This window comes from Acinetobacter sp. AB03 (genome assembly GCF_058107045.1).
In genome coordinates this window covers 2,773,313-2,786,579 of the sequence record NZ_JBUEBA010000002.1, presented here as the reverse complement: position 1 = coordinate 2,786,579, position 13,267 = coordinate 2,773,313, and the positions used below count along the sequence as shown (strand labels likewise).

Genomic DNA, 13,267 nt, shown 5'->3' with positions numbered 1-13,267 from the left:
AACCAAATATGCTATGTTGAACCTTGGCTAAAACTATTTTGACTATGAAAAATTAGAACATAAGCGTGGAGAAAAATATGAGTGTACGACCAAGAATGACCCACCTGTTTGAGCAACTCGGTTTAGATGCGAGTGAAGAGGCCATCGCGTTGTTTATTGTAACGCATCAGCTCAATGCACAAACCACGATTGTTGACGCAGAGTATTGGACTGAAGCGCAACGTCAGTTTTTGGCAGAAAAAATTAAATCGGATGGTGAGTGGGCTATCATTGTAGATCAGCTGAATGAATCCCTGCATGAAGATTCACTGATTCAAAAATAAACTGAGCTTAAAGAGGCTGAGCGTCGAAGCTTTGCCTCTCTTGATAAAAATAAGATAAAAGTAGAAATTTATGTCTCTCGATCATCAAACTTTTCCTGACTCTACGTCTTTAGAACATGTCGCTTCAGTTAATCAACTAGAACAAGATCGTGCCCTGTTTGTCGGTGCGAAATATGAGTCTTACTATCAAGCTCAATTTGAAAAAATCACGCCAAAGAAACAATATGCAGGCTTTAATATTGCCGCCTTTTTCTTAGGTGTGGTCTGGTTATTTTATCGAAAAATGTACCGTTATGGCTTTATGGCCATTGGTTTAATTGTGGTCATAGGGATGGTTGAAATATTTTTGGGGATTGAAAGTTCTGGTGCAAATATTGGCTTGGCCGTAGCATTTGGAATGTTTGAGAATACCTTATACAAGCATCATGTCGATCAGCAGATTGCCAAAATTCGCCAGTTGGGAAGTGGAAACGTCCATACGGAATTAGAAAATCGTGGGGGTACAAATCTTATAGTAGGTTCGATCTTGCTGGTGATTTGGCTTGGGCTGGCTGCACTGGCTATTAGTGTTTCTTAATTCGCTTGCGCAAAATAAAAAACCATCCTTGTGGATGGTTTTTTAATGCTTGCAAAGCTTAGTTCATCATTGCAATCAGCTCTTGCACCGCACGAGATTGGGTTCTGCCTGGATGCCAAACCATACCGAGTTGACGGTTCATTTCGAACTTCACATTCAACTGCTGTAGGTCTTGGTTAATCATCGTTTTTGGAAGCACTGACCAACCCAGTCCAATCGATGCCAACATACGAATCGACTCGAGTGGATTATTGCTCATGGTGATTTTAGGTTTCAGCCCTTGTTTTTCAAACTCTGCTAGTGTGATTTGGCTGGTATAGGTTTGTGACGCAGGCAATAAACTTGGGTATTGAATCAGGTCTTCGAGTTGTAGGTTTTGCATTTGTGCCAACGGATGAAACGGTGCTGCTACAAAAACTAAAGGATCTTCCCAAATGGTGATGTACTGCAAACGTTCATCGAGTTTGGGTGGAAGCGTCAAAAAAGCCAATTCTAAGTCGCCAGCCAGTACTTTTTCATGCGCTTGCTCGGAGTCAACAAAGTGCACATCTAAGGTGACATTTGGAAAGCTTTGCACATAGCTACGTAAATGGCTCGGTAAGTGATGCAAACCAATATGATGACTGGTGCCAATTTTGAGTTTGCCTTGGACCATGCCTTGTTCATGACTCAAGGTGTGATGAATGTCACCCAGTTCATTGAGCCAGTTTTTAACTTTAGGCAGCAGTGAATGCGCGGCATGTGTGGCTTGTACACCACGACCCGCAGACTCAAACAGTTTCACACCAAAATATTCTTCTAAACTATGAATACGTTTGGTTACAGCAGGTTGCGTAATGAAGAGCTGATCTGCGGCTAAAGAAATAGAGCCGGTTTCCATGACTTTTACAAAAGCTTCGAAGGCTGCAAGATTCATAAGGATAATCTAGTTATGAAAGTATAATTAAATTATAAAATAATTTTATATGAATTGCGATCTTTAAAATGAATATAGGTTATTTGGTCTGGACTGAAATAAAAAAAGATCACTTGATGTGATCTTTTGGAGAGTTGAGAGGGCGCTTGATATAAGGGCTTAAGCAGGAATATTTTCTTCGGTAGTACAGTTCTTTTTCTCCCAAATACGTTCATGGAAAAAGAATGCGAAGGCTTGCACGGTTGGTTCTAATAAGCTGAGGGTGACCGCCATCCATAAGTTACCTGTGACAAAATAAGCCACAATCATGGCCACGGTAATGTGCATGATGTAATAGCTTAGGGTTTTTTTGAATATGCGCTGATTGTTCGCTACAAATTTCTGAATGTTCGCCATGATAAATACCCTCTCAATAATGCCTTTCATTTGTAAATAGTAATTATTATCATTAATAAAGTCAAAATGAAATTTTGATTGCTCGTGATTGGGTTTTTGAATGCAAGGCGATGCAGTCGACTGTTTGGAATATTTGACGTGAGAAAACAAGCTTCTGTAGATTTTACTCTTTAGTCTATGCATAGGTCGCTGTCTTACTATTCACATCAACGAAGCGAGCCTTAAAAAGTATTGGTCTAAATAGGGGAGATAAACCTTGCATGGCTGAGCAGAGACATATACTGCGAGGCCTACAACAGGTTGAGAAATAGGCTATAGCGCTTGAATTAAAACCAGCAGTGAGGGCTTGTAATCAAAGGGATTGAAACAAAGAGGTATGAATTTAAAATAATTCCAAAAAGTTTTTAAATTAATAAAAATGATAAATTAGATTTATGTGAAATCGTCGTTATAATCGATTTTAATGAAAGAATTACCCAGTCCAGTGGAGTCAATCGACATGGCAGGCGAAAACCAACAAGCAAAAACATTGTATGACAAATTGTGGGATGACCACTTAGTAAAACAACGCGACGATGGCTCGGCTTTACTCTATATCGACCGTCATTTATTACATGAAGTGACTTCTCCGCAAGCCTTTGAAGGCCTACAACTGGCGGGCCGTAAACCATGGCGTTTAAGTGCGAATGTGGCAACCCCTGATCATAACGTTCCAACATCGACCAAAGAGCGCTCAGAGGGAATCGCAGGTATTGAAGATGATACTTCGCGTATCCAAGTTCAAACTTTAGATGACAACTGTAAAGCCTTTAATGTGGTGCAGTTCGACATTAATGATGTCCGTCAAGGTATTGCACATGTAGTCGGGCCTGAGCAAGGTTTGACTTTACCAGGTATGACGGTGGTCTGTGGAGACTCACATACGGCAACACATGGTGCATTTGGCTGTTTGGCGCACGGGATTGGTACATCTGAAGTGGAGCATGTATTGGCAACCCAATGCTTGGTTCAAAAGAAGATGAAAAACATGTTGGTACGTGTTGATGGTCAATTGGGTCAGGGCGTAACACCGAAAGATGTGGTTTTAGCCATCATTGGTAAAATTGGTACTGCGGGTGGTACAGGTCACGCGATCGAGTTTGGTGGTCAAGTGTTCCGTGATATGTCGATCGAAGGCCGTATGACGGTATGTAATATGGCGATTGAAGGTGGCGCACGTGTGGGTATGGTTGCTGTCGATGACAAAACCATTGCTTATGTCAAAGACCGTCCATATGCACCACAGGGCGCACAGTGGGATGCTGCTGTTGCATATTGGAATACCTTACATTCGGATGCAGATGCGCATTTTGACACTGTAGTTGTATTGCAAGGTGAAGAGATTGAGCCACAAGTGTCTTGGGGTACATCGCCTGAAATGGTGATTCCAGTGACTCAAGCTGTACCAACTTTAGAACAAGCCAAAGATGAAGTGCAACGCAATGATTGGACGCGTGCTTATAACTACATGGGTTTAACCGCAGGTCAGGCGTTGGCAGATATTCAGTTAGACCGTGTTTTTATTGGTTCATGTACCAACTCTCGCATTGAAGATATTCGTGCCGCGGCTGAAGTTGCCAAAGGCAAAAAAGTGGCAAGTACGATTAAACAAGCCATGGTGGTTCCAGGGTCTGGTTTAGTCAAAGCGCAAGCCGAAGCTGAAGGCTTAGACAAAGTTTTGATTGAAGCGGGCTTTGAATGGCGTGAGCCAGGTTGTTCAATGTGTTTAGCCATGAATGCAGACAAATTACAACCCGGTGAGCACTGTGCATCGACCTCTAACCGTAACTTCGAAGGTCGTCAGGGCAATGGCGGTCGTACGCATTTGGTGAGTCCAGCAATGGCAGCCGCAGCAGCGATTGCAGGTCACTTTGTCGATGTGCGTTCATTTTAATTCGGGCTTGGGAGCATAGACATGAAAAAATATACCGTTGAACAAGGTATCGTTGCACCTTTAGACCGTGCCAATGTCGATACAGACTTGATCATTCCAAAACAGTTTTTGAAATCCATTAAGCGCACGGGTTTTGGTGAAAACTTATTTGATGAATTGCGTTATTTAGATGAAGGTTTTTTGGGGCAAGACAATTCTAAACGTCCTAAAAACCCTGATTTTGCATTGAATCAGCCACGTTACCAAGGTGCGAGCATCTTAATTTCTCGTGCGAACTTTGGTTGTGGTTCAAGCCGCGAACATGCGCCGTGGGCATTGGAAGAATATGGTTTCCGTACTGTGATTGCGCCCAGCTATGCCGACATTTTCTTCAATAATAGTTTCAAAAATGGCATGTTACCTGTGATTTTGTCTGAAGAAATTGTTGATCAACTTTTCAAAGAATGTGCAGCAACAGAAGGTTATCAGCTAACGATTGATTTGGACGCGCAAGAAGTGCGTACACCATCGGGTGAAGCCTTCACATTTGAAGTGGATCCATTTCGTAAGCACTGTTTGTTAAATGGTTTGGATGATATCGGTTTAACTTTACAGGTCGCAGATGACATCAAAGCCTATGAAGAAAAGACCAAAGCATCACGTCCGTGGGTGTTTGCTGAAATTCATGCTTAATTGAAAATTCGATGCATCTAGTGCTTGAGTCCATCTCTTGTTAATATCGAGCAAAAGAATTTTAAACGTTTTGCTACTGGTAAAGGTTGGGCTTGAACAATGGTGACGAGTTACAGTCGTATCGCTCTACTGGCGTTGGTGGGAACATTAACTGCCTGCCAAAGTATGAATACGGCAAGCATTAAGCGGATTCAGGATACCCCAGCGAGTAAAAATAATGCGCAGCTTTATTGTACTGGTACAGTGAACTGCGAGTTTGAACGATGGAATCAGATCAAAATTGTTAATGCAGACAATCATCGCGTCAGCCGTGAGGCCATTCGAGAGAAGGTCGTGCGTCTAAAACGAGATGATTTGAATGAAGCGAATGTCTTGTTTCTGTCAGTGCCAGCGGGGCAACATGAACTGGTGATTCGCTTCTATCCTGTTTCGGTCGATCGCGCTGAAACGCTGCATGTGATTCATCGTTTTAAGCCTGCGGAACGCTACACCTTTAGGATGTTTCGTGCACGCAGTCGACATCAGGGAAGCTTATTGAATATGTCTGCACCTGACCCTTTGTGTGTCGATTTAAAACAAAACCAAAGAACAATTCGTCGTTTTTGCAAACCTTACAATGTCTTAAATGGCTTGGGCGAGTTTGTAGAACAAAAACTTTAATCGTGTGAGTCAGAACTCACCAACAATGGAATATTTCATGTCTAAACATATTTTGATTTTGGCTGGTGACGGCATTGGTCCTGAAATTGTAAAAGCCGCAGAACAGGTACTTACACGAGTCAATGATCAATTCAATTTAGGTTTAACGTGGGAACAGGGCCTACTCGGTGGGGCTGCCATAGATGCACACGGTTCACCTTATCCAGATGTGACCGCAGCACAAGCTAAAAATGCAGATGCAATTTTACTTGGTGCGGTAGGTGGTCCGAAGTGGGACAACATTGAGCGTTCGATCCGTCCAGAGCGTGGTTTGTTAAAAATTCGTAGTGAATTGAATTTATTCGCGAACTTACGTCCAGCTATTTTGTATCCGCAATTGGCAGATGCATCAAGCTTAAAGCCTGAAATTGTAGCGGGTCTTGATATTCTTATCGTTCGTGAATTAACTGGCGGGATTTATTTCGGTCAGCCACGGGGGATTCGTGAACTTGAGAATGGTGAAAAACAAGGTTTTAACACCGACGTTTATGCTGAGTCTGAAATTAAGCGTATTGCGAAAGTGGCTTTTGAAATGGCCAGTTTACGTGGCGGCAAAGTCTGTTCAGTTGATAAAGCCAACGTACTTGAAGTGACGGAGCTTTGGAAGCAAACCGTAACGGCGATGAAAGAAGCTGACTATCCAAACATTAACTTGTCGCATATGTATGTTGATAATGCTGCAATGCAGTTGGTGCGCGCGCCTAAACAGTTTGACGTGATTGTGACAGGTAACTTATTTGGTGACATTTTGTCTGATGAAGCCGCGATGTTGACAGGTTCAATTGGGATGTTGCCATCAGCATCCTTAGATGAAAATTCAAAAGGGATGTATGAGCCATGTCATGGTTCGGCGCCCGATATCGCAGGACAAAATATTGCCAATCCATTAGCCACTATTCTTTCAGTGGCTATGATGTTGCGTTATACTTTCCGTGAAGAAGCTGCTGCTCAAGCGATTGAAGATGCTGTAGGCAGTGTCCTAGATCAAGGCTTGCGTACCGCTGATATCATGTCTGAAGGCATGAGCAAAGTGGGTACTGCGGAAATGGGGCAGGCGGTTGTGGCTGCACTGAAGTAAGCCAAAACAATTTGAAAACGCAGCCATCCGCTGCGTTTTTTTATGCTCAAGATTTAATAACCTTTGCAGGCTTTGCCTCGATATTGAATTGATTGTGCAATATTATCTTTTAATAAAAAGTGGACTTGGCACTCTAACTGAACATCATAAAATGGTGTATGTGTGGGAATAGGAATTGCACCGACACTGCTGTCACTGCGCATAGTGGGCATAGGAGTTGGAATTTGAATCCGTCTGACAATGGTATAACTCAGTTGGTTTGGTGTTTGAATCGGCGCACCTAAGGTTTCATAACCGAGCTGACGTAAGTTGAGTTCGCGCCGAATGCTCGATACATCTTGGCCGATATATTGTTCTAAATAGTCGGGGAGCGCAATTTTAGCGGGTGAAACGACGGTCTGGTGTTGTGCTGGAGAGCTGCTACAAGCTTGAAGGAGTAAGAAACATATGGAACTAAAACAACTGACAATAACTCATTTAATTATAGTTTGATTTTTGGTTTAAATATAGCCGATGTATAACGTATAGTCTGAGCGCAGACATTAAAAAAGCCACTTAAAAAGTGGCTTTTTCGCTTCGCTAAAACTTAGCGCGCACGATAAGTGATACGACCCTTAGACAAATCATAAGGTGTCATTTCTACTTTAACACTGTCGCCAGTCAAAATACGAATATAGTGTTTACGCATTTTACCAGAGATGTGAGCAATCACTTCATGACCGTTTTCTAAACGTACACGAAACATAGTATTAGGAAGCGTCTCGGTGACAACGCCTTCGAACTCGATGAGTTCCTCTTTATTGGCCATAGCCTACCTGAATGAATAAATTGGAAAGGCGCAAATTATAGTCAATTTTTTTGCATAAAACAAGGCGGAATGGGCGGTTGCCTGATCATCTGTCAGTAAAATAAGCGAACAAGAGGAATAAATATTTTCAACAAAAAAACTGTATAAGTTGTTGTCAGTTCGGTCAATCGCAGTTAATCTAATTTTAATGTTTTATGTATAAATGAAGAACATACAAGGAAGGTTCTAGCGTGGGTCAGCTAACGGATGCATCGATTGTCTTGCGATTAGGCTACCAAGCGATTCGTCGTTCAGGGTTGCCAACAGAAGAGATTTTAACAAAGGCGGGTGTTGCATTAAATCAGATGGAAACCAATGAGCGTACGCCTTTGAGCGCACAATACGCTTTTTGGGTGGCGGCAGAAGAGGTGAGTCGCGATCCAGACATCGGTCTACATTTGGGTGAAAATCTGCCTTTATACCGTGGTCAAGTAATTGAGCATTTGTTTATTTCATCGGAAAACTTTGGTGAGGGCTTGAAGCGCGCTTTGGCTTATCAGCGATTGATCAGTGATGCCTTTCATGCCAAGTTGGTGGTTGAAGATGACCGGTGTTATTTGACCAATGGGGAACAACCTTGGGCTGAAAATTTGGTCAATCGACATTTTTCTGAATGTGCGATGTCAGGTATTTTACGGTTCTTTAAATTTATTACTGAAGGGCGCTTTGAACCGATCTATATTGATTTTAACTTCAGTAAAGGCGCGTTTGATGATGAGTATTTCCGCGTATATGAGTGCCCGGTTAGTCTAGGGCAAAAAGAAACCCGCTTATATTTTGACCCAAGTATTTTGGCTTATCCGTTGTGGCAAGCGGAACCTGAATTATTGCAACTGCATGAGCAGTTAGCGATTGAAAAACTTCAAGAATTAGCCCGTTATGATTTGGTGGGTGAAGTCCGTCGTGCGATAGGTTCAACCCTAGAAAGTGGTGAAACCACACTTGAAACAGTGGCTTCACAGCTCAGTATTACCCCAAGGCGGTTACGCACACAACTTAGTGAGGCGAATACCAGCTTCCAGCAAATTTTGTCTGATTATCGCTGTCGTTTGGCGAAAAAACTTTTGGCCAATACGGCTGAAAGTGTAGAGCGTATCGTGTATTTGACGGGCTTTTCTGAGCCAAGTACCTTCTATCGTGCATTTAAACGCTGGACCAATGAAACCCCAGTGGAATATCGAAAGCGTAAGCAGCGTTAAGAAATCCCTCCTAACCTCCTTTAAAAAAGCAGGCGGGGGAGGATTCAAAAATAAATTATTCAGGCATATTTAGCCAGTGCGGCCCAAGCGGTTGCTTAGGTAGCTCAAACTGTGCTGGATAGTCGGCATGAATGAAATACAGCCCATCAGGAGGGGCTGTAATGCCTGCGGCTTTGCGGTCTTCTGCTGCGAAAATAGCCTCAATATGCTCGACTTCATACATACCTTGACCAATTTCCAGTAAGCAGCCCATGATATTGCGGACCATATGGTGTAAGAAGCCATCGGCCTGAATGTCGAGTACCAAATATGGACCATGTTGAATTAAGCGACAATGGCTGACATGGCGCACAGGTTGATTGGATTGGCATGCGGCTGCACGGAAGCTTTCAAAATTATGCGTGCCTTCGAACTTTTGAGCAGCTTGCATCATCTTCGCTACATCTAATGCATAATAGGCATGTGTGACTTGTTTATACATAAGAGCAGGGCGTTGCGGGCGGTTATAGACCACATAGCGATAACGACGTGCCTGCGCTTTGAAGCGTGCATGAAAGTCTTGATCCATCGCTTTGATCCACTGGATCGAGATATCTTTTGGCAGTTGGCTGTTGCTGCCCATTAACCAACCGCGCTCTGAACGAAGTGCCGAGCTATCAAAATGCGCCACCATATTGGTGGCATGGACGCCAGCATCGGTACGACCAGCACCATGTAAGCTAATCGGTTCATTGGCAATTTTAGAGAGTACTTTTTCAATCGTCTCTTGTACGCTGATCACACCTGTTTGCTGGGTTTGCCAACCACGATAGTGTGTTCCACAAAACTCAATGCCGATCGCAAAACGTTGCATATGTACCTCAAATTAACCCAAATCATGCCAATGGCTGAAGCGTGCTTCAGCGCTGGGGTATTGTAAATACATTTTAAGGGCTTTGGCATACAGATCTGCATGCCCGAGGCAATCACTGACAATTATTTTGGCCTGAGTTGTCCACGCGGCAACTGCATAGCGCTGATCAGTACGGCCGAAAGGGACTTGGGTGCTTAAGATAGCAACACAGCCTTGTGCGTAAAATTCATCGAAAAGTGCTATCAACTCGGCATTCACAGCTAAATTACCCGTTCCAAAACCTTGCAAAATGAGGAAATGTGGTGGGGCTGTAAGCAGGTTTTTCAAATTCTGCAATTGTTGAGCTAAGGCAACAGGTTGCATCATCAGATTGAGGCAATTGAATTGGTGAGATTGTTCTACATCACCTGTTTGTACTATGTGTGTTTTTAAGCTATGTGGAATCGGCTGTTCAGCCATGACGCCTGTAAAAGCATCCAGTTCTGTGGTATGTCGTTTTAACGCGGTTTGCGCATGCAATACCTGTTGATGAAAAGCTAGATACACTCCGACAGGATGTTTCATCACCGCATCTAAGGCAAAATTCAAATTACTAATCGCATCGCTAAATTCACGCGTATCTGTACCTTGTACATTAAGTAATGGATATTGGCTACCTGTGAAAACCACACGTGCGGAATCTGCAATAAAGTGTGCCGCGACAGCACTGGCATAGCTTAAGGTATCTGTGCCATGAATCACGACAAAATGCTGGAATTGTTGCAGTTGCAATTGTTGAATCTGCTGAATCAGCAATAACCAGTCTGCAACCGTACAGGCGCTACTGTCTTTAATGACAGGTGCAATAAAACATTCAATGTCGAGATGAATCGGCAAGACATGTGTGAGCTTGGGAATAAAGTCTTCGGCAGGCATTGGTTGTAAGGGTTCGCCAATACAGCCAAAGGTTCCACCCATATAGATAAGCGCAATTTTTTTCATTATAAAAAAAGCAGTCGGTGATGACTGCTTTAGTTTAAAACGAAATGGCTTAGGATGCTATGCGACTCAGTAACTGTTCGACTTGCTGACGTTGTTCCATAGAGTAGTTTGGTTCTTGTTCAACCAAAATTTCACGTGCAGCTTCGAAAGCACCGAGTTGAATGTATTGCTCAGCCAATTCAAGGTTTAAGTGTATTTCATTGACTTCGCTCAGTTGAGGGAAAGACTGTACCAGAGGATCGCTTTGATCCACCGTATTGGCAGGTGCAGTAGACTCTAGACTAAAACTGAGGTTTGACGTACCAACTGCTGGAGTTTCTTCTACTATCGCTTCACTTGAGCTAACCGTATCGAAAGAAAAAGCAGGGGTGTCTTTTGCCGCTTCAGCCGTGGATTCGCTTGAAAAATCAAATGTAAATTCAGGACGCTCATCCGCAGCAAGCGGTGAAGTTTCTACTTCTGGCGCTGTGTCGAGATTGAATGAAAAATCTAAAGGTTGGATGTCGGCTGCAGCAGTTTCTGCTGGTTGAGCCGGCGTGCTTTCTAAAGAGAGTGAACCGAAATCGAGTGGTTTACGTTCTTCAGCAGGTTTAGCGGGTTCTGCTGTTGGTGTATTTAAACTTGAGATATCAAATTCTAAGCTTTGGACTTCGATGCTCGGTTCAGGTTGAGCTGTTGTTGTGGTGGTAAATGCTGAGGTATCAAAATCAAGCGGTTTAATGTCTTGAACTGGTTCAACAACAGAAGCTTGCACAGGAGCGGGCGCAGCATTATTTGATGACATCAGGGCATCAAAGTCAGCAGTATTGGTTGCTTCTACAGGTTTTGGTGTTGATGGAACAACTCCTATTGACTTTGATTCAAGTGTGTCATGGCTAGGGTTTTGATTTAATTGATCGTAATCCGATATTTTGGCTTCTGCTTGCGCCAAAATATCATCCAGTTCTAAAGAACGTAAATGATTCAGCAATTGGCTGATGGCAAACTCGTCTTTTTGGAGCAAGTGAATATCGAGCAGCAGTAAATATAATTCGTGTTGTGAATTGTCTTTATTTAGGGCTTGGTTGATTTGTGCTTCAGCTGAGAAGAAATTGCGGTCGCGAATTTGGCCTTCAATTTTATTACGTAGATCTGTGGCGAGTGGTGTCGTGGCTTTTTTAGCAACAACATCTTCAACGACTTGAGTTTGTTGCGGGGATTTTTTAGACGAACTGGTTTTTTTGGCTTTATTTTTTGCAGCAACCGCTTTTTGAGTTTTTGGTTCTGCTTCTTTACTCGCCTCACGCTTTTTTAAGACTATGGCAACAACCAATAGTAAGATAAATGGAATCACATAAATAAGCATGTTTTACCCCTTTTGAACTTGTCTTTGTGCAAGTTCATCCAAAATCAAATAATCAAAATAACACTTTAGTGTGTTGGCTTTTTCTCAGTTTGTTGTGCTTTCAATTGTTGTTGCAATTGTGCAAGACGAGCGTTTAGTAATTGAATTCTCTGATCTTTCTGATTAAGTGCCACTTCTAATTGTGTTACGTTTCTCTGTAATTTAACGGTTTTTTCACGGGATGTCATAACTTTTAATGACAACTCGTTTGATGTTTGATTCTTTTCTGTCGACTTCTTGGCAGAACCGTGGCTTGAATCTTGCTCTTTCTCTGCAACCAAACTCATCTCGGCTTGATTGAGGCGGTATTTCGCCTTGCCAGATTGCTGTGAGCTTTGTTTTGGAAGTGATGAAACGGAGACCTTTTGCTCTGATTTTGCCGTTTGTAGACCTGTTAAATTGAGGTTGGCACCACGACGTAAGCGGTTTACGTCGCCTTGAATAAAGGCATGTTCGTTCTTGGCTTTAATTTGTTGCATGACTTCACCGACAGGACGGTTTTCTTCTGCAGCAATACGCGATGCAATGCCCCATAGAGATTCATTCGACCGAACAACATGGGCACTTTGAGGTGGGGCTTGGCGTGCAGTAGTTGCAGGGGCAGCAGGTGTTGTTTTTGCTATCGATGGAGTGGCTTGAGGGTTAGCCTGTGCTGAAATGGGTGCATCTGATTTTTGAACTGAATCGGCATACTTTTGCACTAACGGATCTGCCGATTTTTTCGCTTGCGTAATCGATTCAACACGTGGAGCTGATGTTTGAGCAGCTGCTGCAATTTGCGTAGAGGCTACTGAAATAACTTGCGTTGGCGCTGTAATAGCGGTCGCACTTATGCTTGGTGGGGTATGGTTATTGAGTTTGAGAGGCGTCGTATTTGTCGTCGGCGCAGCTGTTGTTTTTAAGCTATTGAATTGTGTGCTGACAGGTAAGTTCAGCGCAATATCTTTTTCATTGACAATCACCACCGGTTTTAAGGCTTTTTCATTATTATTCGTACGGGCTTGAAGTGCTGCCGAGCGTTTATTGGCTGTTTTAATATGTTGTAGTCGTGCCGCATTGCCTTCTTTGATTTTGACGACAATGTTCAGTTCCGCTTCAGTTAAAGGGCGTGAAGAAGTAATCGTAATTACACCTGTACTGGCGCTGGTACGACGGGTAAAAAAGTTCAGATTACTGGGCGGCTGATGCATGACACCAAGAGACATTAAATCTTCTGCGCTAGCTAGACTGGCTTGAATCGGAGCATTCGGATCGGCATCGTGAAAGTTCAATTCTGCATACAACAGTTCCCCAGGTGCAGATTGAATTTGGGTGGTGTATCAAAAAGTATGCTAAAAAAAAGCAGGTTGAATTTTGATAAAATAGAGAAATGCAAATAACTCTAGAAATCAAATGTCCAACCTGCCTCT

At 42.9% G+C, this 13,267-nt stretch carries 13 protein-coding genes and 1 pseudogene; 7 read left to right on the top strand and 7 right to left on the bottom strand.

Going from position 1 to position 13,267, the window contains the following annotated elements; genetic code table 11:
• Positions 1-77 precede the first annotated feature (77 nt).
• Both ACY3FQ_RS14050 and ACY3FQ_RS14045 read left to right on the top strand, forming a co-directional pair.
• Positions 78-323, top strand: a complete 246-nt coding sequence (locus ACY3FQ_RS14050; RefSeq protein ID WP_004978928.1) for a DUF2789 family protein — start codon at positions 78-80, stop codon at positions 321-323.
• A 70-nt stretch (positions 324-393) separates the two neighbouring features.
• Complete coding sequence (locus tag ACY3FQ_RS14045; RefSeq protein ID WP_010325839.1) at positions 394-900, top strand: DUF2628 domain-containing protein; 507 nt, start codon at positions 394-396, stop codon at positions 898-900.
• 58 nt (positions 901-958) lie between these two features.
• Here the strand turns inward: ACY3FQ_RS14045 and ACY3FQ_RS14040 are convergent, their stop codons facing one another.
• Positions 959-1,816: a LysR family transcriptional regulator gene (locus tag ACY3FQ_RS14040; protein ID WP_010325840.1), complete on the bottom strand. Its 858-nt coding sequence runs from the start codon at positions 1,814-1,816 to the stop codon at positions 959-961.
• A 159-nt stretch (positions 1,817-1,975) separates the two neighbouring features.
• Positions 1,976-2,212, bottom strand: coding sequence for a DUF2061 domain-containing protein (locus ACY3FQ_RS14035; protein ID WP_010325841.1), 237 nt, complete (start codon positions 2,210-2,212; stop codon positions 1,976-1,978).
• Between the two features lie 499 nt (positions 2,213-2,711).
• Here ACY3FQ_RS14035 and leuC point away from each other — a divergent pair, with 499 nt between their 5' ends.
• The 4 genes from leuC (at position 2,712) to leuB (ending at position 6,594) form a co-directional block, all read left to right on the top strand.
• Positions 2,712-4,145: a 3-isopropylmalate dehydratase large subunit gene (leuC, locus tag ACY3FQ_RS14030; RefSeq protein ID WP_087011311.1), complete on the top strand. Its 1,434-nt coding sequence runs from the start codon at positions 2,712-2,714 to the stop codon at positions 4,143-4,145.
• Between the two features lie 21 nt (positions 4,146-4,166).
• Complete coding sequence (gene leuD / locus ACY3FQ_RS14025) at positions 4,167-4,817, top strand: 3-isopropylmalate dehydratase small subunit (RefSeq protein ID WP_004692538.1); 651 nt, start codon at positions 4,167-4,169, stop codon at positions 4,815-4,817.
• Positions 4,818-4,916: 99 nt separating this feature from the next.
• Entirely contained in the window at positions 4,917-5,477 is a 561-nt protein-coding gene (locus ACY3FQ_RS14020) for a hypothetical protein (RefSeq protein ID WP_279045157.1), read from the top strand.
• A gap of 37 nt (positions 5,478-5,514) precedes the next feature.
• Complete coding sequence (leuB, locus tag ACY3FQ_RS14015; protein ID WP_201953510.1) at positions 5,515-6,594, top strand: 3-isopropylmalate dehydrogenase; 1,080 nt, start codon at positions 5,515-5,517, stop codon at positions 6,592-6,594.
• Between the two features lie 586 nt (positions 6,595-7,180).
• On the opposite strand, the gene infA is transcribed toward leuB, so the two are convergent.
• Positions 7,181-7,402 carry a translation initiation factor IF-1 gene (gene infA / locus ACY3FQ_RS14010; protein ID WP_004692529.1) on the bottom strand — a complete coding sequence of 74 codons (222 nt, stop codon included), beginning with the start codon at positions 7,400-7,402 and terminating at the stop codon, positions 7,181-7,183.
• Positions 7,403-7,632: 230 nt separating this feature from the next.
• Between infA and ACY3FQ_RS14005 the strand changes: the two genes are divergently transcribed.
• Positions 7,633-8,640, top strand: a complete 1,008-nt coding sequence (locus tag ACY3FQ_RS14005; RefSeq protein WP_005400861.1) for an AraC family transcriptional regulator — start codon at positions 7,633-7,635, stop codon at positions 8,638-8,640.
• A gap of 55 nt (positions 8,641-8,695) precedes the next feature.
• On the opposite strand, the gene truA is transcribed toward ACY3FQ_RS14005, so the two are convergent.
• From truA to ACY3FQ_RS13985, 4 genes and pseudogenes are all read right to left on the bottom strand, one after another.
• Positions 8,696-9,493 (bottom strand): tRNA pseudouridine(38-40) synthase TruA, encoded by a 798-nt coding sequence (gene truA / locus ACY3FQ_RS14000; protein ID WP_201953514.1) that lies wholly within the window; start codon positions 9,491-9,493, stop codon positions 8,696-8,698.
• A gap of 12 nt (positions 9,494-9,505) precedes the next feature.
• Positions 9,506-10,474 (bottom strand): asparaginase, encoded by a 969-nt coding sequence (locus tag ACY3FQ_RS13995; protein WP_279045464.1) that lies wholly within the window; start codon positions 10,472-10,474, stop codon positions 9,506-9,508.
• A gap of 49 nt (positions 10,475-10,523) precedes the next feature.
• Positions 10,524-11,819, bottom strand: coding sequence for a hypothetical protein (locus ACY3FQ_RS13990; protein WP_201953517.1), 1,296 nt, complete (start codon positions 11,817-11,819; stop codon positions 10,524-10,526).
• Between the two features lie 65 nt (positions 11,820-11,884).
• Positions 11,885-13,168, bottom strand: a pseudogene (locus ACY3FQ_RS13985) (FimV/HubP-related protein); the annotation flags it as partial.
• Between the last annotated feature and the right edge of the window lie 99 nt (positions 13,169-13,267).

Bases quoted from the DNA above. Each gene is read 5' to 3' on its own strand.
- leuB (WP_201953510.1), top strand. From the start codon at position 5,515: ATGTCTAAACATATTTTGATTTTGGCTGGTGACGGCATTGGTCCTGAA.
- ACY3FQ_RS13995 (WP_279045464.1), bottom strand. From the start codon at position 10,474: ATGAAAAAAATTGCGCTTATCTATATGGGTGGAACCTTTGGCTGTATT.
- ACY3FQ_RS14040 (WP_010325840.1), bottom strand. From the start codon at position 1,816: ATGAATCTTGCAGCCTTCGAAGCTTTTGTAAAAGTCATGGAAACCGGC.
- ACY3FQ_RS14045 (WP_010325839.1), top strand. From the start codon at position 394: ATGTCTCTCGATCATCAAACTTTTCCTGACTCTACGTCTTTAGAACAT.
- leuD (WP_004692538.1), top strand. From the start codon at position 4,167: ATGAAAAAATATACCGTTGAACAAGGTATCGTTGCACCTTTAGACCGT.
- ACY3FQ_RS14050 (WP_004978928.1), top strand. From the start codon at position 78: ATGAGTGTACGACCAAGAATGACCCACCTGTTTGAGCAACTCGGTTTA.
- leuC (WP_087011311.1), top strand. From the start codon at position 2,712: ATGGCAGGCGAAAACCAACAAGCAAAAACATTGTATGACAAATTGTGG.
- ACY3FQ_RS14020 (WP_279045157.1), top strand. From the start codon at position 4,917: ATGGTGACGAGTTACAGTCGTATCGCTCTACTGGCGTTGGTGGGAACA.
- truA (WP_201953514.1), bottom strand. From the start codon at position 9,493: ATGCAACGTTTTGCGATCGGCATTGAGTTTTGTGGAACACACTATCGT.
- ACY3FQ_RS13990 (WP_201953517.1), bottom strand. From the start codon at position 11,819: ATGCTTATTTATGTGATTCCATTTATCTTACTATTGGTTGTTGCCATA.
- ACY3FQ_RS14035 (WP_010325841.1), bottom strand. From the start codon at position 2,212: ATGGCGAACATTCAGAAATTTGTAGCGAACAATCAGCGCATATTCAAA.
- infA (WP_004692529.1), bottom strand. From the start codon at position 7,402: ATGGCCAATAAAGAGGAACTCATCGAGTTCGAAGGCGTTGTCACCGAG.